Below are 13,908 nucleotides of genomic sequence, written 5' to 3' on the forward strand. Positions count from 1 at the left end.
GATCTGTTGGCTCGTCAGTGGTGCCGGCATCACCAGGGCCATGCGCATCGGCCCCAGGGTCAGCAGCCCCGCTCCCAACCGGCCAACGAGCTTGTCGCCAACCGGTCAACCTGATTGTCGCCGGACATCCGTGAAAAGGGTTGGCAGGAGGCGATCGAGGTGCTTGAGTTGGTACAGGCACGGAGTGAACGCCGGGTTCACCTCCTATTGATTGGTGAGGGAAGGGAAGCAGATCGCCTCAAGCGAAATACTAGGGTGAATGGAATTCATTTCCTTGGATTCAGGCCGAACATCCGTGGTTTCTACGCCTGCTCTGATATCGGTATCCTGCCTACTTCTTATCCCGGCGAAAGTCAGCCACTCACTCTGATTGAGTGCCTTTCTGCTGGACGTCCATTCATTGCTTCCGATTTAGGAGAAATTCGCTCCATGCTGTCCGCGACAAGTGGCGAACTGGCCGGTGCTGCCATCCCATTGCAGGATGGAGCCGTTTCTTGTCAGGTGTTTGCCGACACGATAGCTCTTTACCTTGCGCAGCCCGATATTCATGCCCATCACTGTTCTCTAGCCGTAAATGCAGCCAAGAAGTTCAACTCGGATGCGATGGCTGAAGCCTTTGAAACTATTTATCGCAAAGCCCTATCATCTGGTTCAAAAGGTTCTGCTCCGTTGGAGTTATCCAGGGGAGCTTCCCTAACCCTCTAGCTTATTCCAGCTGGACTATTTTCAATTATGCTGCATTCCTGATGATCTCGCAAGTCCGCTCAATCACCGAGGTCTCTTGCCCGGGATAGATCGGCAGGCAGAGCACGCTCCGCGAGGCATTCCATGAACACGGAAACAATCTTCTGGAGTCAGTTCCGTTGAGATAGTGCTGATAGGGCTTGTGCTCTGGAATGAGAGGATAGAAGTATCTGCGAGCATAGATCTTGTCTTTCCTCAGCTCTCTGACAATCCGTTCTCGGGAGATTTCGCCTGCTTTAAAGGCGATTGGAAAGTATCCGAAGCTGCTTCTCTTGACTTCATTCGCCATTAAAAGAGAGATGGACTTCACGTCTTCCAAGCCTGAGAGATACATGTGTGCAATCTTCTTTCGAGCAGCCAGTATCTCTCCGATGTGGGGCAATCCTGCTAAGCCAACTGCAGCGTGCAACTCGCTCATCTTTGCATTAAGCCCATCTTCGATGACCGTGTCTTCACCGGCAAAGCCAAAGTTTCTAGTCAGTCTGCATATCTGGGCAAGTTCAGAGTTATTGGTCAGGATCACCCCACCTTCAAAGGTATTGTATAGCTTCGTGGCATGAAGGCTTATCACTGAAGCATCACCATGGCCAAAGAAGGTTCCACAATGGCAATCAGCCTTGAAGCAGTGGGCGGCATCGTAGATCAGTTTGAGCTGATGCTCCTCTGCAAGGTTTTGCAGTCCTTCGACATCGCATGGAATTCCGTACACGTGTGTGGGCATGATGGCGCGTGTAGCAGAGGTCACCTTCCTCGCGACATCCTCAGGGTCCAGTCCGAACGTGGTCGGATCGATATCGGCGAACACCGGCTTGCATCCCGCAAGCAAGATGGCCTGTGTTGTTGCCACAAAGCTGAATGGGCTGGTGATTACTTCGCCGCTAACTTTCAGCGCCTTGAGGGCTACGGCAAGGCCAAGCGTGGCATTGCAAACCAGTAGCGCGTGTCTGGCGCCGAGTTCATGTTGGAGCTTTTCTTCCAGTTCCTGACATAAGGGCCCATTGTTTGTCAGGATGTGCGACGCCCAAATTCTCGACAGGTAAGGCTCCAGATCCTGTAGGGGGGGGAGAAATGGCTTGGTAACATGAATTTCTTCTTTCATTTCTGGTGCCTGCCCAGGGCGCCTGGGCTCAGCAGATGGGAAGGCTCCGATGAGGAACTTCTTGAATCTTGGCCAGAGATCCCAGTCTTGATCAACACGAGCATGGCGCCTGCTGATAACTTCTCAATGGAGCTCCTGCTGATTGGCAGATCTGGCATGTGCTTCTGAAAATGCGCACACCAATGCAAGGATGAACCTCTTGCGAGGGATTTGAAGTGCTCGGTGTTGCGATTTTCAATTCCAATCCTAGCCTTACCATAGCAGTCTGGTCATCGGTGGCTGATCAAGGGAGCAGTGCTTGAAGGGACCCGCAATTCTTCTTGGACATGGTTTATCCGGGAAATCGTTAGAAAGCCTGGAAACGAATGCTCCTGGCATTGAAAGTTGATCCTTTTCTCATTCTGGTCAGGAGGTGTTAAGGCTAGGCAATTGATACGTCAGCATCAATCCGAGTTAAGCCAAAAAGAGGTAGTGCTGAAGGCGTAATTGTGAGAACCTGGGCGAATGGGATCCAGTCGATTGGGCTGACTTCAAACGTTGTCGGATTAATGACGTTCGAAAGCATCACGGCAAGAACGTAGTCTCCTGGTTGTAGTTGTACGCGAAAACTCCACTTGATCGTTGCTGTTGTTCCAGTGGCTTCAGTCCATTGAAGGCCTTCAAGGAAGGAATCCGTGTAGGCAATGTCCAGTCCTTCTTTGTTTCGGAGCTGAATTGCCATCCCAGTTGCTGTTCCAATGTTGGCCATTTTCAATGACACGGCGACATTCATGGTTTCGCCATGACCCACGCTGGCGCATCTTTGGTTGGTTTCATCACGAATATCAACTCCGAGTATGGCTCCAACGTGGGTTCCGGACCGTCCGACATCGGAATGCACTCCATGAGCTTCTTCTGGCTCGCTGTTGGGGTTCTGTTTTTGCCGACTACTTTCGTCTGAGGCGCCCTCCGTCGCTTCAATCTGCATGAAGTCTCTGAAGTATGCTTCACAGGCTCCTTGAATCGGGCCGAAGTAAGCCTGTCTTCCTTCCTTGAGATACAGACCAGTTGAGCAGAAGGACTTGACTGTATTCATGTCATGACTGACAAACAGAAGCATGGTGCCATCATCAATCAGACTGGCAATCTTTCGGCTGCACTGTTGCTGAAAGATGATGTCTCCGACGGCCAAAGCCTCGTCAATCACGAGAACTGCCGGCTTTACGTGAGCCATTACAGAAAAGGCTAGTCTGACGACCATGCCGCTGGAGTAGGTCTTTACTGGCTGATGCACGAAATCTCCGATGTCCGCAAACGCCAGAATATCGTCCAGTTTTTCCTGTGTTTCCTCATGGGTTAATCCCAAAAGGGATGCGTTCAGAAAAACGTTCTCCAAACCACTAAACTCTGGATTGAAGCCACTACCAAGTTCCAGCAATGCAGCCACACGTCCAATCACATTGACATGGCCTTGTGTGGGTGTGAGTGTGCCACAGATCAATTGGAGCAACGTGCTTTTACCACTGCCGTTCCGGCCGATAATGCCCATCGTTTCTCCTTGCCTGACTACAAAGCTGACATTCTGTAAGGCCCAGAACTCTCTGTAGTATCGCTTTCTTCCTCGGACGAGAGCTTGTTTGAGCCGATCCGTTGGGTTGTTGTAAATGTGGTAGCACTTGCCAAGACCATCTACTTGAATGACCACATCATCGGCCTTTGTCTCAGAAGGCTTTTCCGCTGCGTCCAGCTCCTTCTCGTCGGCACACTCTTGACGCATGGTTTCGACTCTCTTAGATGACGTCAGGGAAAGCACGTCGAGACTTTTCGAACATTCTGAAGGCTGCTTCACAGGCCAGTACGCCGAGGATGCTTCCAGCAATGACATACGGGGCTGAGGGTAACTTACCATCAACCAATACTGCTCGAGTCTGCTCGATAACCAGTGCCAAGGGATTGAGATTCAGAATAGGTCTCCATTTGGCGGGCAAAGCAGTGATTGGGAAAAAGACGGGACTTAGATACATTAACATGCTCAACAGCACTCCAATTAGCTGGCCTATATCACGTAGAAAAACACCCAGGCTTGCGAGGATCCAGCTGATCGCCATCGTACCAAGCAGCAATGGCATCCATGCCAGAGGCAGAAGAATGGCGGTCAAGGGGATGGTTTTTAGGGAAGCGAGCTCGAAGAGTCCCAGAATCACCAGGCTGCAGGCCGCGTGAAAGACCGCATTTGCCAGCGAAACCGGCACCAGGATTGCCAGTGGAAACACCACTTTCTTGACATAGCTAGGATTTGCCAGCACGAGAGTTGGAGCTCTACTGACACATTCTGAAAACAGGTTGAAGACAATCAAACCTGTAAAGATGTTGATGGCGAAGACCAGTGGCCCATCGACATCTTGGCCTGCCCACCGCGCTTTGAATACCTGGGAAAAGACAAACGTATAGACAGCCAGCATCAGCAGCGGTTGAAGAACCGTCCAGCCAACCCCGAGCAGAGAGCCACGGTACCGCCCCTGAACCTCCCGTTCGGTGAGTCGCCACAAGAGCTCTCGGCTTTGCCAGATGGACTGCTGAAATCGGAGCTTCATTTCGAGCCAGCATTTCATTTTCACGTTATCCCATCGTCTGTTCGCACCCCTTCTCAGACCGTGTTCCTAAAACCCATATTGGCCCCCAAAAGGATTGTGGGCCGAGAGGCTCCGGCTGGCCCTTGCTCCCGTGCGATGACCTGACTCCTCGCTTCTACCTGGGATGGCACAGAACGATCCTGAAGAGGCAAACATTTCCGCACCTCACCCTACATCCAGTCATCGCATCGAATGGAGGCTGATCTGGTTGACCTGGATGTCTCTCACGAGGACATGAAGCTGCATTCCCCGAGCGATTGGTTCTGGTGCAGCACCGTGTCACTGGCACCGCCACGCTGTTCACCGACACGGCCCAGTCTTCACTACTGAACCATACCGGGGTTTCTCAATCCCCCGGGGCCAGCTCCTCCAACTGGGTCTGTGATCCGGCCGTCCTCCTCCGTGACGTCGGCCCTCGGGACCGTTCAGCTCTCCGTCGTGGGTCAGGCATTCTTTAGAGCTTGGTCCCGAACACTTTCTCGTTGAAGTCCTTGGCACGCACACCGTCTTTAACCTCGATCTCGAACCAGTTAACCGCATTCAGTGCCATGGTTTGGGGGTCTTGAGAGGAATCCGTTTAAGGTGCGATTCCTGAAGATCCTCCGCTCTGGTGTCTTGGCATACCCCGGGGCTGACTGAAAGTCAATTCACCCTGTTCCTGCCGGGATGGCGCCAACCCAGCCGAGCATTCGGCAGATGTCATGCGCCACGGCCATCAGGCCAGCACGGATTGACCGAAAGCCATTGCAGCGCAAGAGGTTCAGGGCCAGTGTGCGCAGCAGGGCCAGGACCTGAACACCATTGCGTTGGCTGCAGCGGTTTGCATCCTCACCGAGTTGGGTGTCACGGGGCCAGTGCCACTGGTTTTCGATTGCCCACCACTGCCTGACCAGTCGTAGCAATGCTTTTGGGCTGGTGCGCAGGGTGGTGATGTAGACGCAGTCGGCCGGAGGCCATAGTAGTGGTCGTGGTGAAACGCCTTCCGATCTCGCCGGCCGGTGCTCACAAGCTCGATGATCCGCACCACAGGGCATGAGGGTTACGCCAAATCGAACAATGCCCGGCGCGGCATCGAGAAAGTCTTTGGCTGGATCAAACAGTTCGGCGGCCTGCGCCAGTTCCAGCTGCGGGGGCGGGACGCGCCATCGCTGCCGAAGTGGAGCGCTGGGAGCTCCCCAGCCTGTCGGTGATCGAACGGACCCAGCTCACCCCTGAGCTGGGTCCGCAGCTGGCCGCCGCCCGGCGCGTGCTCTTCGTGGATACGGAAGCGGAAGCGGCGGCGGGCCCAGGTGGTTGGCGGCTGGAGCTTCGACTTCGTATCCCGGCGAAACTGCGGATCTCCAACGATGAAGTTGTACAAGTCTTACAAAAACATCGTGCAGCCTTCCGTCTTTCTCTTCATGCGAGCTAGTTGATCTGATTGTGATGATACATCCGATTCATGCCTTGGCTGACTGGGCAGCACCCCTAAGCTCCAGCCCACTCAGAAAGCTCACTCGTGCTTCTAACGTTAAGCGTCTCTGGCGCACGGTAGCGCGGACGGAGCACCCTGTTGTTAGCATTCCATTATTTTCATAGGGTACTCTGTAATCTAAGCCATGCGGTCACTGCAAAGTGGTCAGAAGCCTTTCCAATAGTCCATGAATCCATCCTTAAAACAGAACCAGTCACTTTGGAGTTCCTCGTTCAGGGTTTGAAGGCGTTCTGCAATGCGAGAATCTCTGTTCTTAAGCAAGACCCAGCATTTGCTCTTTGGACAATAGATCGAGCAACGATATTGCCATTGCTCCATCAGGATTCCCATACTCTTGTTTGTGTGGAACGCGGTGTGAACGGGGGGGCGGAGATAGAACCACTCTGGATCTTTCGGCACGGTCTCACAAACAACCGTATGGAGAATAAGACAACCACCATCACCGTCTACCAGATGATTGACCTGGTCGAGATGGTCTCGGCGCAGGACATGCTCGAACATCGCTGAGTTAATAACTGTCTTATAGGAGCTCAAGTCCTCTTTGTGAATGTATCTTGACCTGTCGCCATCGTGCACATACGGATCGAATATCGGCAGGTGCATTTGGAAATACCTCTCCAAGAGTCTACTCAGTGTTCCGTAGCCAGCAGCGTAGTCGATCATGCTCTCCACATCGATAATACCGTTCTTGCTCAACAAACGCAGCATTAATGCCTGCTCTGGATAGGGCGGCTGGTTGCCCTTCCTTTCATTCTTCTGGTCTTCGAAATAGTGATGGCACTCACTATTCAGCATGGCCCATCGAGTCGGATCAAGGTCGGCGTGTGTTTTCGAGATAACGAAGCCACAACTCTTGCACTTGTGGTAATCCACCGTGCCAATATCGCGCATGAACTGGTCAAAAGGATGTTCGGAATAAGTTTTCGAGAAGTAGTATTCGGTTTCTGATCCGCAAATCAAGCAAGGCATTTGAATCCTCCGTTTTGTTGTCACATCCATGCTAACGGTCGCAATCACCTGCCCGCAATGTGTACTGGCGAGAGCTCGTTTCAGGCCAACGGGAGTGCATGGTGGCGGATCAGGTGAATTGCGATGTTAGATGACCTGTAAGAAGTGACAACGCTTTCCTGCTTCTCTAGTTGAGCAACCCCATGATCCGCCAACTTGCGAATCCGCCTGAGCGGATGGATGGTCGGGATCCGCTCCTCGATCGAGACGTAGGAGAACAAGGAGCCGCTGCGCTCCTGCTTGCCTCGCATCAACGAATGGGCAGTTGATCCATTCTCGCAGAGATTGCAGTGTTTTTCAGCGGACTCTTAAGCAGCCCTGCGGTGCTTCTGGGATCGGTAGTCCTGGCCACTACCACCGTGGCGATGGTGGCCAGACAGGTTACGAAAACCCTTGACCCGGCCGACAGCCCTAGACCTGTTGGCATTGCACAACTGGCGCTGTGCGCGGGGAGACAGGCCAAATGGTAGTTGTGGTAGCTGTTGAGGCTGGGCTGGAAGGCTAGACTGAATTAGAAGTCTTTTCCAACCTCAAATAAAACGTTGGCAACCTAGCGCTGATCATCACCCTTAAGCATTGTTGCGGCACATCCATCGGTGGCCTGCAGTCTGACATAATCAGCGGGTTCCATGGCTAGGCACATGGGCCTGCGCATCTACGAAGCACTTAATCCGGCTTGGGCGTGAATTCTTCATCAAATTGAACAAAATCAAATACTTAGCGAGCCAGATGCATCCGAGACAGTAAACAACTGAATATTATGCTCTGGCATACAAGTCGATCCAAACCTAGTGGCATGCATTCTCCTCCACTAACATCAGAAGGCAGACTTTTATAAGAATGAGATCAGCAAGCGAAGCGTACCTTCAGAGACAAACAGTACACAGATCATTTCAGGGATTCCAGCGATGAGCGATCCCGTGGGAGAAGGGCATAGCTCATTTTACTCAGAGAAGCAACTTTCGTCACTTGGATTAAAGTGCTATGGGAGCAATGTCCTCATCAGCAATAAGGCCTGCATCTACAAGCCAGATCAAATAAGCCTAGGAAGCTATGTACGCATTGATGATTTCACGCTGTTAAGCGGAGGAAGCGGGATATCCATTGGAAACTTTGTTCATATCGGTGCCTATTCCGCGCTTTATGGGGGTGGAGGTATTTTGATGGAGGATTTTTCTGGCCTAGCGCCAAGATGCACGGTTTTATCCGAAATGGATGATTTTTTAGGCAAGTCTTTAACCGGACCAACCATCCCACGAAAATACAAGCCATCATACAAAAGTGCAATTATTGTATTTCGCCAGCATTCCGGGCTTGGTGTTAATTCCACAATTCTGCCGGGTGTGGAATTGGGAGAGGGATCAGGCAGTGGCGCTCATACTCTGATAACTAAAGACTGCGAACCTTGGATGATGTACATTGGCAACCCGATTAATCGCGTAATAAGACGAAGCAAGAATATCTTGAAACTAAAGCATCAGTTCCTGGAGGAACTAGGCGAGATCTAGCAGAACTCAATCAACATGAAAGTCGCAGTGGAGGTGATTGCCTCCGGCACGCGTGACGACAAGCCGTTCTCGGCCACCCACGTGTTCCTCTCGAGCCTGCGCGCCACTCCAGAAGCCTTGCTGCAACCGGTGCGAGATCGTTGGAGCATTGAGAGCTGGCACTGGATCCGTGACACCCAGCTCCATGAGGATGCCCACCGCTACCGGGGCAATGGTGCCGGCGCCCTGGCAACCCTCAGGACGGCAGCTCTCAACCTGCTCCGGCTGGCTGGATCTCAGCAGATCCGCGCCGGCCTACAGGCCGTGTCCCGCGACATCAATCAGCTTCTGGGGATGGCCTGGCGACAGCCGAAGCAAAGCCCTTGCTGACACTTTAAATCAGCCCTGGTGCCGGTGGCGGTGAAGAACAACTTCGCCAGCTTTGATCAGCCTATGACCGCCGGATCGTTGACGCTGCTTGGCAACCAGCCGGCCACCGATGCCGATGCGGTGGCCCACCTATGAGCAGCGGGGGCGATCGTGATCGGCAAGACCACGATGGACAAGTTCGCCTCCGGGATCCGCGGGCTTTCGGGAGCGGCGAGCCGGGTCGGCAACGCCTTCGATCCCTGGCTGAGCCCTGGGGGTTCCTCCTCCGGTTCCGCCTTGGCGGTGGCGACTGGTTTCGTACCGCTGGCCCTGGGCAGCGACAACTGCGGCTCCCTGCGCCTACCGGCCGTGTGCAACGGGGTCGTGACGCTCAGGGCCACACTGGATCGCTTTTCCAGCCAGGGCTTGTTGCCGATCGGCTTCCTCAACGGCACCCCTGGCCTGATCGCCCCTGACCTGCCCACCCTGGCCCTAAGGCTGGAGGTGCTCGATCCCCCCTGGCGGGCTGAGCGGGCGGGCGCCCCACAGGATCTGCGTGGTAAGCGTCTTGCGGTGCTGGCCAGGTCCTGTATCAGGATCTGGCCCCCCTCAACGACTCCGCCGCCACGGCCCTGCGGCAGGCCGTTGATCTGCTGCGGGCCGCTGGAGCAGAGGTGATCGAGGGTCGGGTAGGGCAGGGTCACGACACGCGACTGGGCGCGGACTTCGCTAAGGGTTCGGGGCGCCCCATCGATGCCCAGCTGGCGGCCTATCCGGGCAGCTGTCGCAACTGGATCGACATCTGCGGTTCCGGTCGATTGCCCCCGGAGTGGACGCCGGCGAAGTGCCTGACGCTGATGGCCTCCGGCATGGAGGCGCAATGGCGGGTTCGGCAGCGTCTGGCGGCGAACCGCCGGTTGCTGGAGGAGGCCCTCCGCGTCGGCGGTCTGGATGGGATGCTGCTTCTGCCCGATCGCCGCGGCGGCGACCGGCGGGATACATCCCCCGCCATCACCTGCATGGTGAGCAGCACGAGCGGCCTGCATGCCGTGGTTCTGCCGCTGGCCCTCGACGGACGCGGGATGCCCGTGGGACTGGAGATCCTCGGCGCCGCTGGTGGGGATGAGGAGCTGATCGCCATGGCCGGGGTGTTGGAGAATCGGCGGGGCCCGCAGCCGGCACCACGCCCTTCGGCGCAATCCGAGCTGACGATGCCAGCCGAGCCGCCCCTGGATCTGAGCGGCCACAACCGGCTGGTGCCGCTGCTTGGCTGGCAGGTCTGGCGCAGCCGCCGCGGTGAGGCTCTGGAGGATCTCGAGCAGGCCCGCTTCCGCCAGCTCACCCGGGCGTTGCTGCGGCGCCATGGCTCCCCGACGGGTCCGGTGGAGCGGCAGGGTGGCGATGGAAGAAGATCGAGGGCGAAGCCCCCACCCGCTGCTTCCCCATGAACATCGACGGCACCCCCTGGCGCACGATCTGGCTGGAGAAGGGCGGCCGCTCGATCGGCGTGATCGACCAGACCCTGCTGCCGCATCGGTTCGAAACCCGCCCCATCGGCACGCTCGATCAGGCGGCCGAGGCCATTGCCACGATGGTGGTCCGCGGTGCCCCGCTGATCGGTGTGACCGGGGCCTATGGCCTGATGCTGGCCCTGCAGGTGGATCCCAGCGACGCCTCCCTGGCTTCCGCCTTCGAGCAGCTCAACGCCACCCGACCCACGGCGGTGAACTTGCGCTGGGCCCTGGAGCGGGTGCGGGCCAAGGTGACGCCCTTGCCCCCCGAGCAGCGCGCCGAGGCCGCGAAGGCTGAGGCCGCCGCCATCGCCGAGCAGGACGTGGCCATGGGCGAGGCGATCGGTGAGCACGGCCTTGCGCTGCTTCGGCAAATCGCGGCCGCCCGCCCGTCAGAACATCTGGGTCAACCCCTGAACGTGCTCACCCACTGCAACGCCGGCTGGCTGGCCACCGTGGACTGGGGCACCGCGTTGGCGCCGATCTACAAGGCCCATCGCGCCGGGATCCCGATTCATGTGTGGGTGGATGAAACCCGCCCGCGCAACCAGGGGGCCAGCCTCACTGCGTTCGAGCTGGGGCGGGAGGGGGTGTCCCACACCGTGATCGTCGACAACGCCGGCGGCCACCTGATGCAGCACGGCCGGGTCGATGCGGTGATCGTGGGCACTGACCGCACCACCCGAAACGGTGACGTGTGCAACAAGATCGGCACCTACCTCAAGGCCCTCGCCGCCCACGACAACGGCGTGCCCTTCTACGTGGCCCTGCCCGCCTCCACGATCGACTGGACAATCGCCGACGGGCTGGGCCAGATCCCAATCGAGGCCCGCTCCCCAGGCGAAGTGACCACCATCCAGGGGCAGATCGTTGATGGCGCCCGTGCCGGGGAGATCGCCAGCGTGCAGCTCAGCCCGGAGGGAAGTGGGGGCTTCAATCCAGCCTTCGACGTGACCCCGGCTCGGCTGGTCACGGCCCTGATCACCGAGCGGGGGGTGGCCCCGGCCAGCGAAGCGGGGCTGCGGGGCCTCTACCCCGATGGTCTGCCCAGCTGGGGGTGAACGGCGCGTCCTGACGCATTGAACACCGTTCATCGGCGGACCAGAGGATAGGGTCTTGAGCGCAGAAAGAACCCATGCGTTAGTGGTATGTCCATGGCTGGAATCGGTGATCCATGAATCCCAACCATGCCCTCGACAGATTGAAGGCTGGCAATCATCGCTATGCCCATGGTGAGGTGTCCCATCACCATCAATCGATCAGCCGGATGCGGGTGATTTCAGCGGGCCAGCATCCCTTTGCCATCATCCTGGGTTGTGCTGATTCGAGGGTGCCGCCCGAGATCATCTTCGACCAGGGCCTTGGTGACCTGTTCGTGATTCGGGTGGCCGGCAACATTCTTGATGATGCGATTCTGGGCAGCATCGAGTATGCGGTCGAGGAGTTCGGCACCGGACTGGTGCTGGTGCTGGGCCATGAGCGCTGCGGCGCCGTGGCAGCCACCCTCAAGCATGCCGAGATTCCCGGCCACGTCAGCACCTTGCTCAAGGCGATCCAGCCGGCGGTCGATCGCGCCAGGGATCAACCGGGAGATCTGCTCGACAATGCTGTTCGGGCCAACATTCAGCTCGTGGTGGCACAGCTGAAATGCTCCATGCCGGTGGCGAAACTTGTGGAAGCCGAACGGCTCAAGATCGTCGGTGCCCAGTACAACCTCGATTGCGGAACTGTGGTGATGGTGGCGTGATGGCTGAGGTGCCCTGAAGACGTTCTGTTTGTACCAGAACTCTGGGAATATCTCATTCCAGAGAATCGTCCGAGGCCAATCCTCGCAACAGAATCCATTGGCATTGAACAGCTCCTGCCAATCCTCAGGCCATTGACAATTGATTCGTCCCATGCCACTTTGGTGCAGGATTGCTGCTGTGAAAAGAACTAGATCTGCATGCTTGCATAATGATTCCACAAGCACGGAGGCTGAACTGACTGGCAAGTGCTCTGCAACCTCAAGGCAAGCTGCCAGGTCAAACTTCCTTCGGAGATCAAACTTCTTGCTGAGATCAAGGCACCGAAAACGAGATCTATCTGCAAGATACTCACGTGAATCGATATCTATCCATCAACACCGTAGATATCTTTAATGCTATCCAGATTGAACTGATTTAGCCCTGCACCGGTGCCGTAGCCTATGCCTAGAATTGAATGAGCATCGTATGCTTTCAACGTATTCATTCAGAGGGGATTCAGGTAGCCAGCTGAGGCTGCGCCCTTGACAGAGGCCCGGAGTGAGCTGAGATCTCAGGTAGAGACAGCCTGCGATCACGAGCCCTCCCGCCGGCTATCCCCCACGCTGACTTGGAAGCGACACCAGCCAGCGTGGGCTCCCTGCTGCTGGAGCTGGTTGAGCAGAACCAGGAGCAGGCTGCGGGGATCGCTGCCCTTGCCACCCAGGTCGCCAAGCTGGAGGAGCAGAACGACCGCAGCTCCAGGAATTCCTCCTAACCGTAAGGCTTCCGCGTAGGCGCAGCCTTCTCGAAGAGAAGCGGTGGCCACCCTCCACCCACGGACCCGGACAACGCGGATCTGGCAACGGTGGTTTCGGTGGCGGCATAGGCCGATGGCAAGCGCCGTCAGAGGGGCGGGCAGAAGGGGCATCCGGGCCATGGCCGTGATCTGCTGCCATCGGAGCGCTGCGATCAGGGGTTCGACCATGTCCCCGACCACTGCGGCAGCTGCGGATCGAGCCTCACAGGGGGCAGCTGAGGGTGCGGCGCCCTGGCCTCATCAGATCCACTGCTGCGCAGAAGCCTGCGGCTACGACATCCCACCGGTGACGCCGATCGTGGAGGAACACCGCCTGCATCAGCGGATCTGCCCCTGCTGCCAGACGGTTGACCGTGCCGCGCTGCCCGCCGATGTGGAGAGCGGCGGCTACAGCCCTCGCCTCACAGCCCTGGTGGGGACGCTGGGAAGCACCTTTCACCTCAGTCACCTCAAGATCCAGCGCCTACTGCACGAGGCTTTTGGCGTACGGATCAGCACCGGCGGGATCAGCTGCATCCGCCGCCGCCTCAACAGCCTCCTGGAGCAGCCGGTGAAAGAAGCCCACCTCTGGCTGCAGGGGCAGCCCATCCTGCAGGCGGATGAAACGATCTACCCCGTGGGCAATGCGGATGGCAACAACCCCGACGGCCGCGCCGGCTGGGTGTGGGTGCTGCGCAACCCGTTGGTGACGGTGTTTGAGCTGGGTCTCAGCCGCTCCAAAGCGGCCGCCCAGCAGCTGATCGGTGACACTTCCTCGGCATTTTGATCTGTGATCGCTACGGCGCCTACAACGGCCTGCCGCTGCTCCGCCTGCAGAGGCAACTGTTTGACCGCTGGCATGACTGGCTCAACCAGCACATCAGCCGCGCTGAACTGGAGGCCGGATTCATGACCGAAAGCACTCCAGCGATGATGAAACCGCTGCAGGTCTCCACCTCGATGACCCCGCCGGTGAGGGCTCGCACCGTCACCTCTTGGGTCGCGCAAGCGGCCAGGAAGGCCATGTCGTCCCCCTTGCGGCTCATCCGACTCTGATCCACGACCAACACCTCCGTCACCA

Annotated in this window: 17 protein-coding genes and 1 pseudogene; 12 read left to right on the forward strand and 6 right to left on the reverse strand. The window is 57.1% G+C overall.

All coding sequences use genetic code 11. The annotated features are described in order from the left end of the window. Window positions 1-114: 114 nt before the first annotated feature. Entirely contained in the window at window positions 115-705 is a 591-nt protein-coding gene (locus tag KBY66_RS08235) for a glycosyltransferase family 4 protein (RefSeq protein ID WP_255088826.1), read from the forward strand. Between the two features lie 25 nt (window positions 706-730). Here the strand turns inward: KBY66_RS08235 and KBY66_RS08240 are convergent, their stop codons facing one another. From KBY66_RS08240 to KBY66_RS08255, 4 genes are all read right to left on the reverse strand, one after another. After that, the gene (locus KBY66_RS08240; protein WP_255088827.1) at window positions 731-1,843 is read right to left on the reverse strand and encodes a DegT/DnrJ/EryC1/StrS family aminotransferase; all 1,113 of its coding nucleotides are present in this window, start codon (window positions 1,841-1,843) and stop codon (window positions 731-733) included. A 421-nt stretch (window positions 1,844-2,264) separates the two neighbouring features. Continuing rightward, a complete protein-coding gene (locus tag KBY66_RS08245; protein ID WP_255088828.1) occupies window positions 2,265-3,635 on the reverse strand; it encodes an ABC transporter ATP-binding protein in 1,371 nt (456 codons plus the stop codon). Continuing rightward, window positions 3,613-4,416: an ABC transporter permease gene (locus KBY66_RS08250; protein WP_255088829.1), complete on the reverse strand. Its 804-nt coding sequence runs from the start codon at window positions 4,414-4,416 to the stop codon at window positions 3,613-3,615. The genes KBY66_RS08245 and KBY66_RS08250 overlap by 23 nt, the downstream gene beginning before the upstream one ends. Before the next feature lie 686 nt (window positions 4,417-5,102). Next, a complete protein-coding gene (locus KBY66_RS08255) occupies window positions 5,103-5,489 on the reverse strand; it encodes a transposase (RefSeq protein WP_255088830.1) in 387 nt (128 codons plus the stop codon). On the opposite strand from KBY66_RS08255, the pseudogene KBY66_RS08260 reads away from it, so the two are divergent. Then, a pseudogene (locus KBY66_RS08260) lies at window positions 5,475-5,603 on the forward strand (IS5/IS1182 family transposase); the annotation flags it as partial. The gene KBY66_RS08255 and the pseudogene KBY66_RS08260 overlap by 15 nt on opposite strands. Window positions 5,604-6,073: 470 nt before the next feature. Here the strand turns inward: KBY66_RS08260 and KBY66_RS08265 are convergent. Together KBY66_RS08265 and KBY66_RS08270 are read right to left on the reverse strand one after the other, a co-directional pair. Next, window positions 6,074-6,928, reverse strand: a complete 855-nt coding sequence (locus KBY66_RS08265; protein ID WP_255088831.1) for a class I SAM-dependent methyltransferase — start codon at window positions 6,926-6,928, stop codon at window positions 6,074-6,076. A gap of 50 nt (window positions 6,929-6,978) precedes the next feature. Further along, window positions 6,979-7,188, reverse strand: coding sequence for a hypothetical protein (locus KBY66_RS08270; protein WP_255088942.1), 210 nt, complete (start codon window positions 7,186-7,188; stop codon window positions 6,979-6,981). Between the two features lie 657 nt (window positions 7,189-7,845). Between KBY66_RS08270 and KBY66_RS08275 the strand changes: the two genes are divergently transcribed. From KBY66_RS08275 to KBY66_RS08320, 10 genes are all read left to right on the forward strand, one after another. Further along, window positions 7,846-8,445, forward strand: coding sequence for an acyltransferase (locus KBY66_RS08275; RefSeq protein WP_255088832.1), 600 nt, complete (start codon window positions 7,846-7,848; stop codon window positions 8,443-8,445). 15 nt (window positions 8,446-8,460) lie between these two features. Continuing rightward, complete coding sequence (locus KBY66_RS15870) at window positions 8,461-8,814, forward strand: hypothetical protein (RefSeq protein ID WP_399225114.1); 354 nt, start codon at window positions 8,461-8,463, stop codon at window positions 8,812-8,814. A 24-nt stretch (window positions 8,815-8,838) separates the two neighbouring features. After that, the gene (locus KBY66_RS08285) at window positions 8,839-8,949 is read left to right on the forward strand and encodes an amidase (protein ID WP_255088833.1); all 111 of its coding nucleotides are present in this window, start codon (window positions 8,839-8,841) and stop codon (window positions 8,947-8,949) included. A 12-nt stretch (window positions 8,950-8,961) separates the two neighbouring features. Then, window positions 8,962-9,471 carry an amidase family protein gene (locus KBY66_RS08290; protein WP_315855496.1) on the forward strand — a complete coding sequence of 170 codons (510 nt, stop codon included), beginning with the start codon at window positions 8,962-8,964 and terminating at the stop codon, window positions 9,469-9,471. After that, window positions 9,468-10,241: a hypothetical protein gene (locus KBY66_RS08295; protein WP_255088835.1), complete on the forward strand. Its 774-nt coding sequence runs from the start codon at window positions 9,468-9,470 to the stop codon at window positions 10,239-10,241. Before KBY66_RS08290 ends, KBY66_RS08295 begins: the two co-directional genes overlap by 4 nt. After that, complete coding sequence (gene mtnA, locus KBY66_RS08300; RefSeq protein WP_255088836.1) at window positions 10,238-11,365, forward strand: S-methyl-5-thioribose-1-phosphate isomerase; 1,128 nt, start codon at window positions 10,238-10,240, stop codon at window positions 11,363-11,365. The genes KBY66_RS08295 and mtnA overlap by 4 nt, the downstream gene beginning before the upstream one ends. A 140-nt stretch (window positions 11,366-11,505) precedes the next feature. Then, complete coding sequence (locus tag KBY66_RS08305; protein ID WP_255088837.1) at window positions 11,506-12,051, forward strand: carbonic anhydrase; 546 nt, start codon at window positions 11,506-11,508, stop codon at window positions 12,049-12,051. Between the two features lie 608 nt (window positions 12,052-12,659). After that, window positions 12,660-12,806, forward strand: a complete 147-nt coding sequence (locus tag KBY66_RS08310) for a hypothetical protein (protein WP_255088838.1) — start codon at window positions 12,660-12,662, stop codon at window positions 12,804-12,806. 208 nt (window positions 12,807-13,014) lie between these two features. After that, a complete protein-coding gene (locus KBY66_RS08315) occupies window positions 13,015-13,614 on the forward strand; it encodes a transposase (RefSeq protein ID WP_255088839.1) in 600 nt (199 codons plus the stop codon). After that, window positions 13,611-13,883, forward strand: coding sequence for a hypothetical protein (locus tag KBY66_RS08320; protein ID WP_255088840.1), 273 nt, complete (start codon window positions 13,611-13,613; stop codon window positions 13,881-13,883). Before KBY66_RS08315 ends, KBY66_RS08320 begins: the two co-directional genes overlap by 4 nt. Window positions 13,884-13,908: the final 25 nt, after the last annotated feature.

Source organism: Synechococcus sp. Tobar12-5m-g (genome assembly GCF_024345415.1).
GTDB lineage: Bacteria > Cyanobacteriota > Cyanobacteriia > PCC-6307 > Cyanobiaceae > Regnicoccus.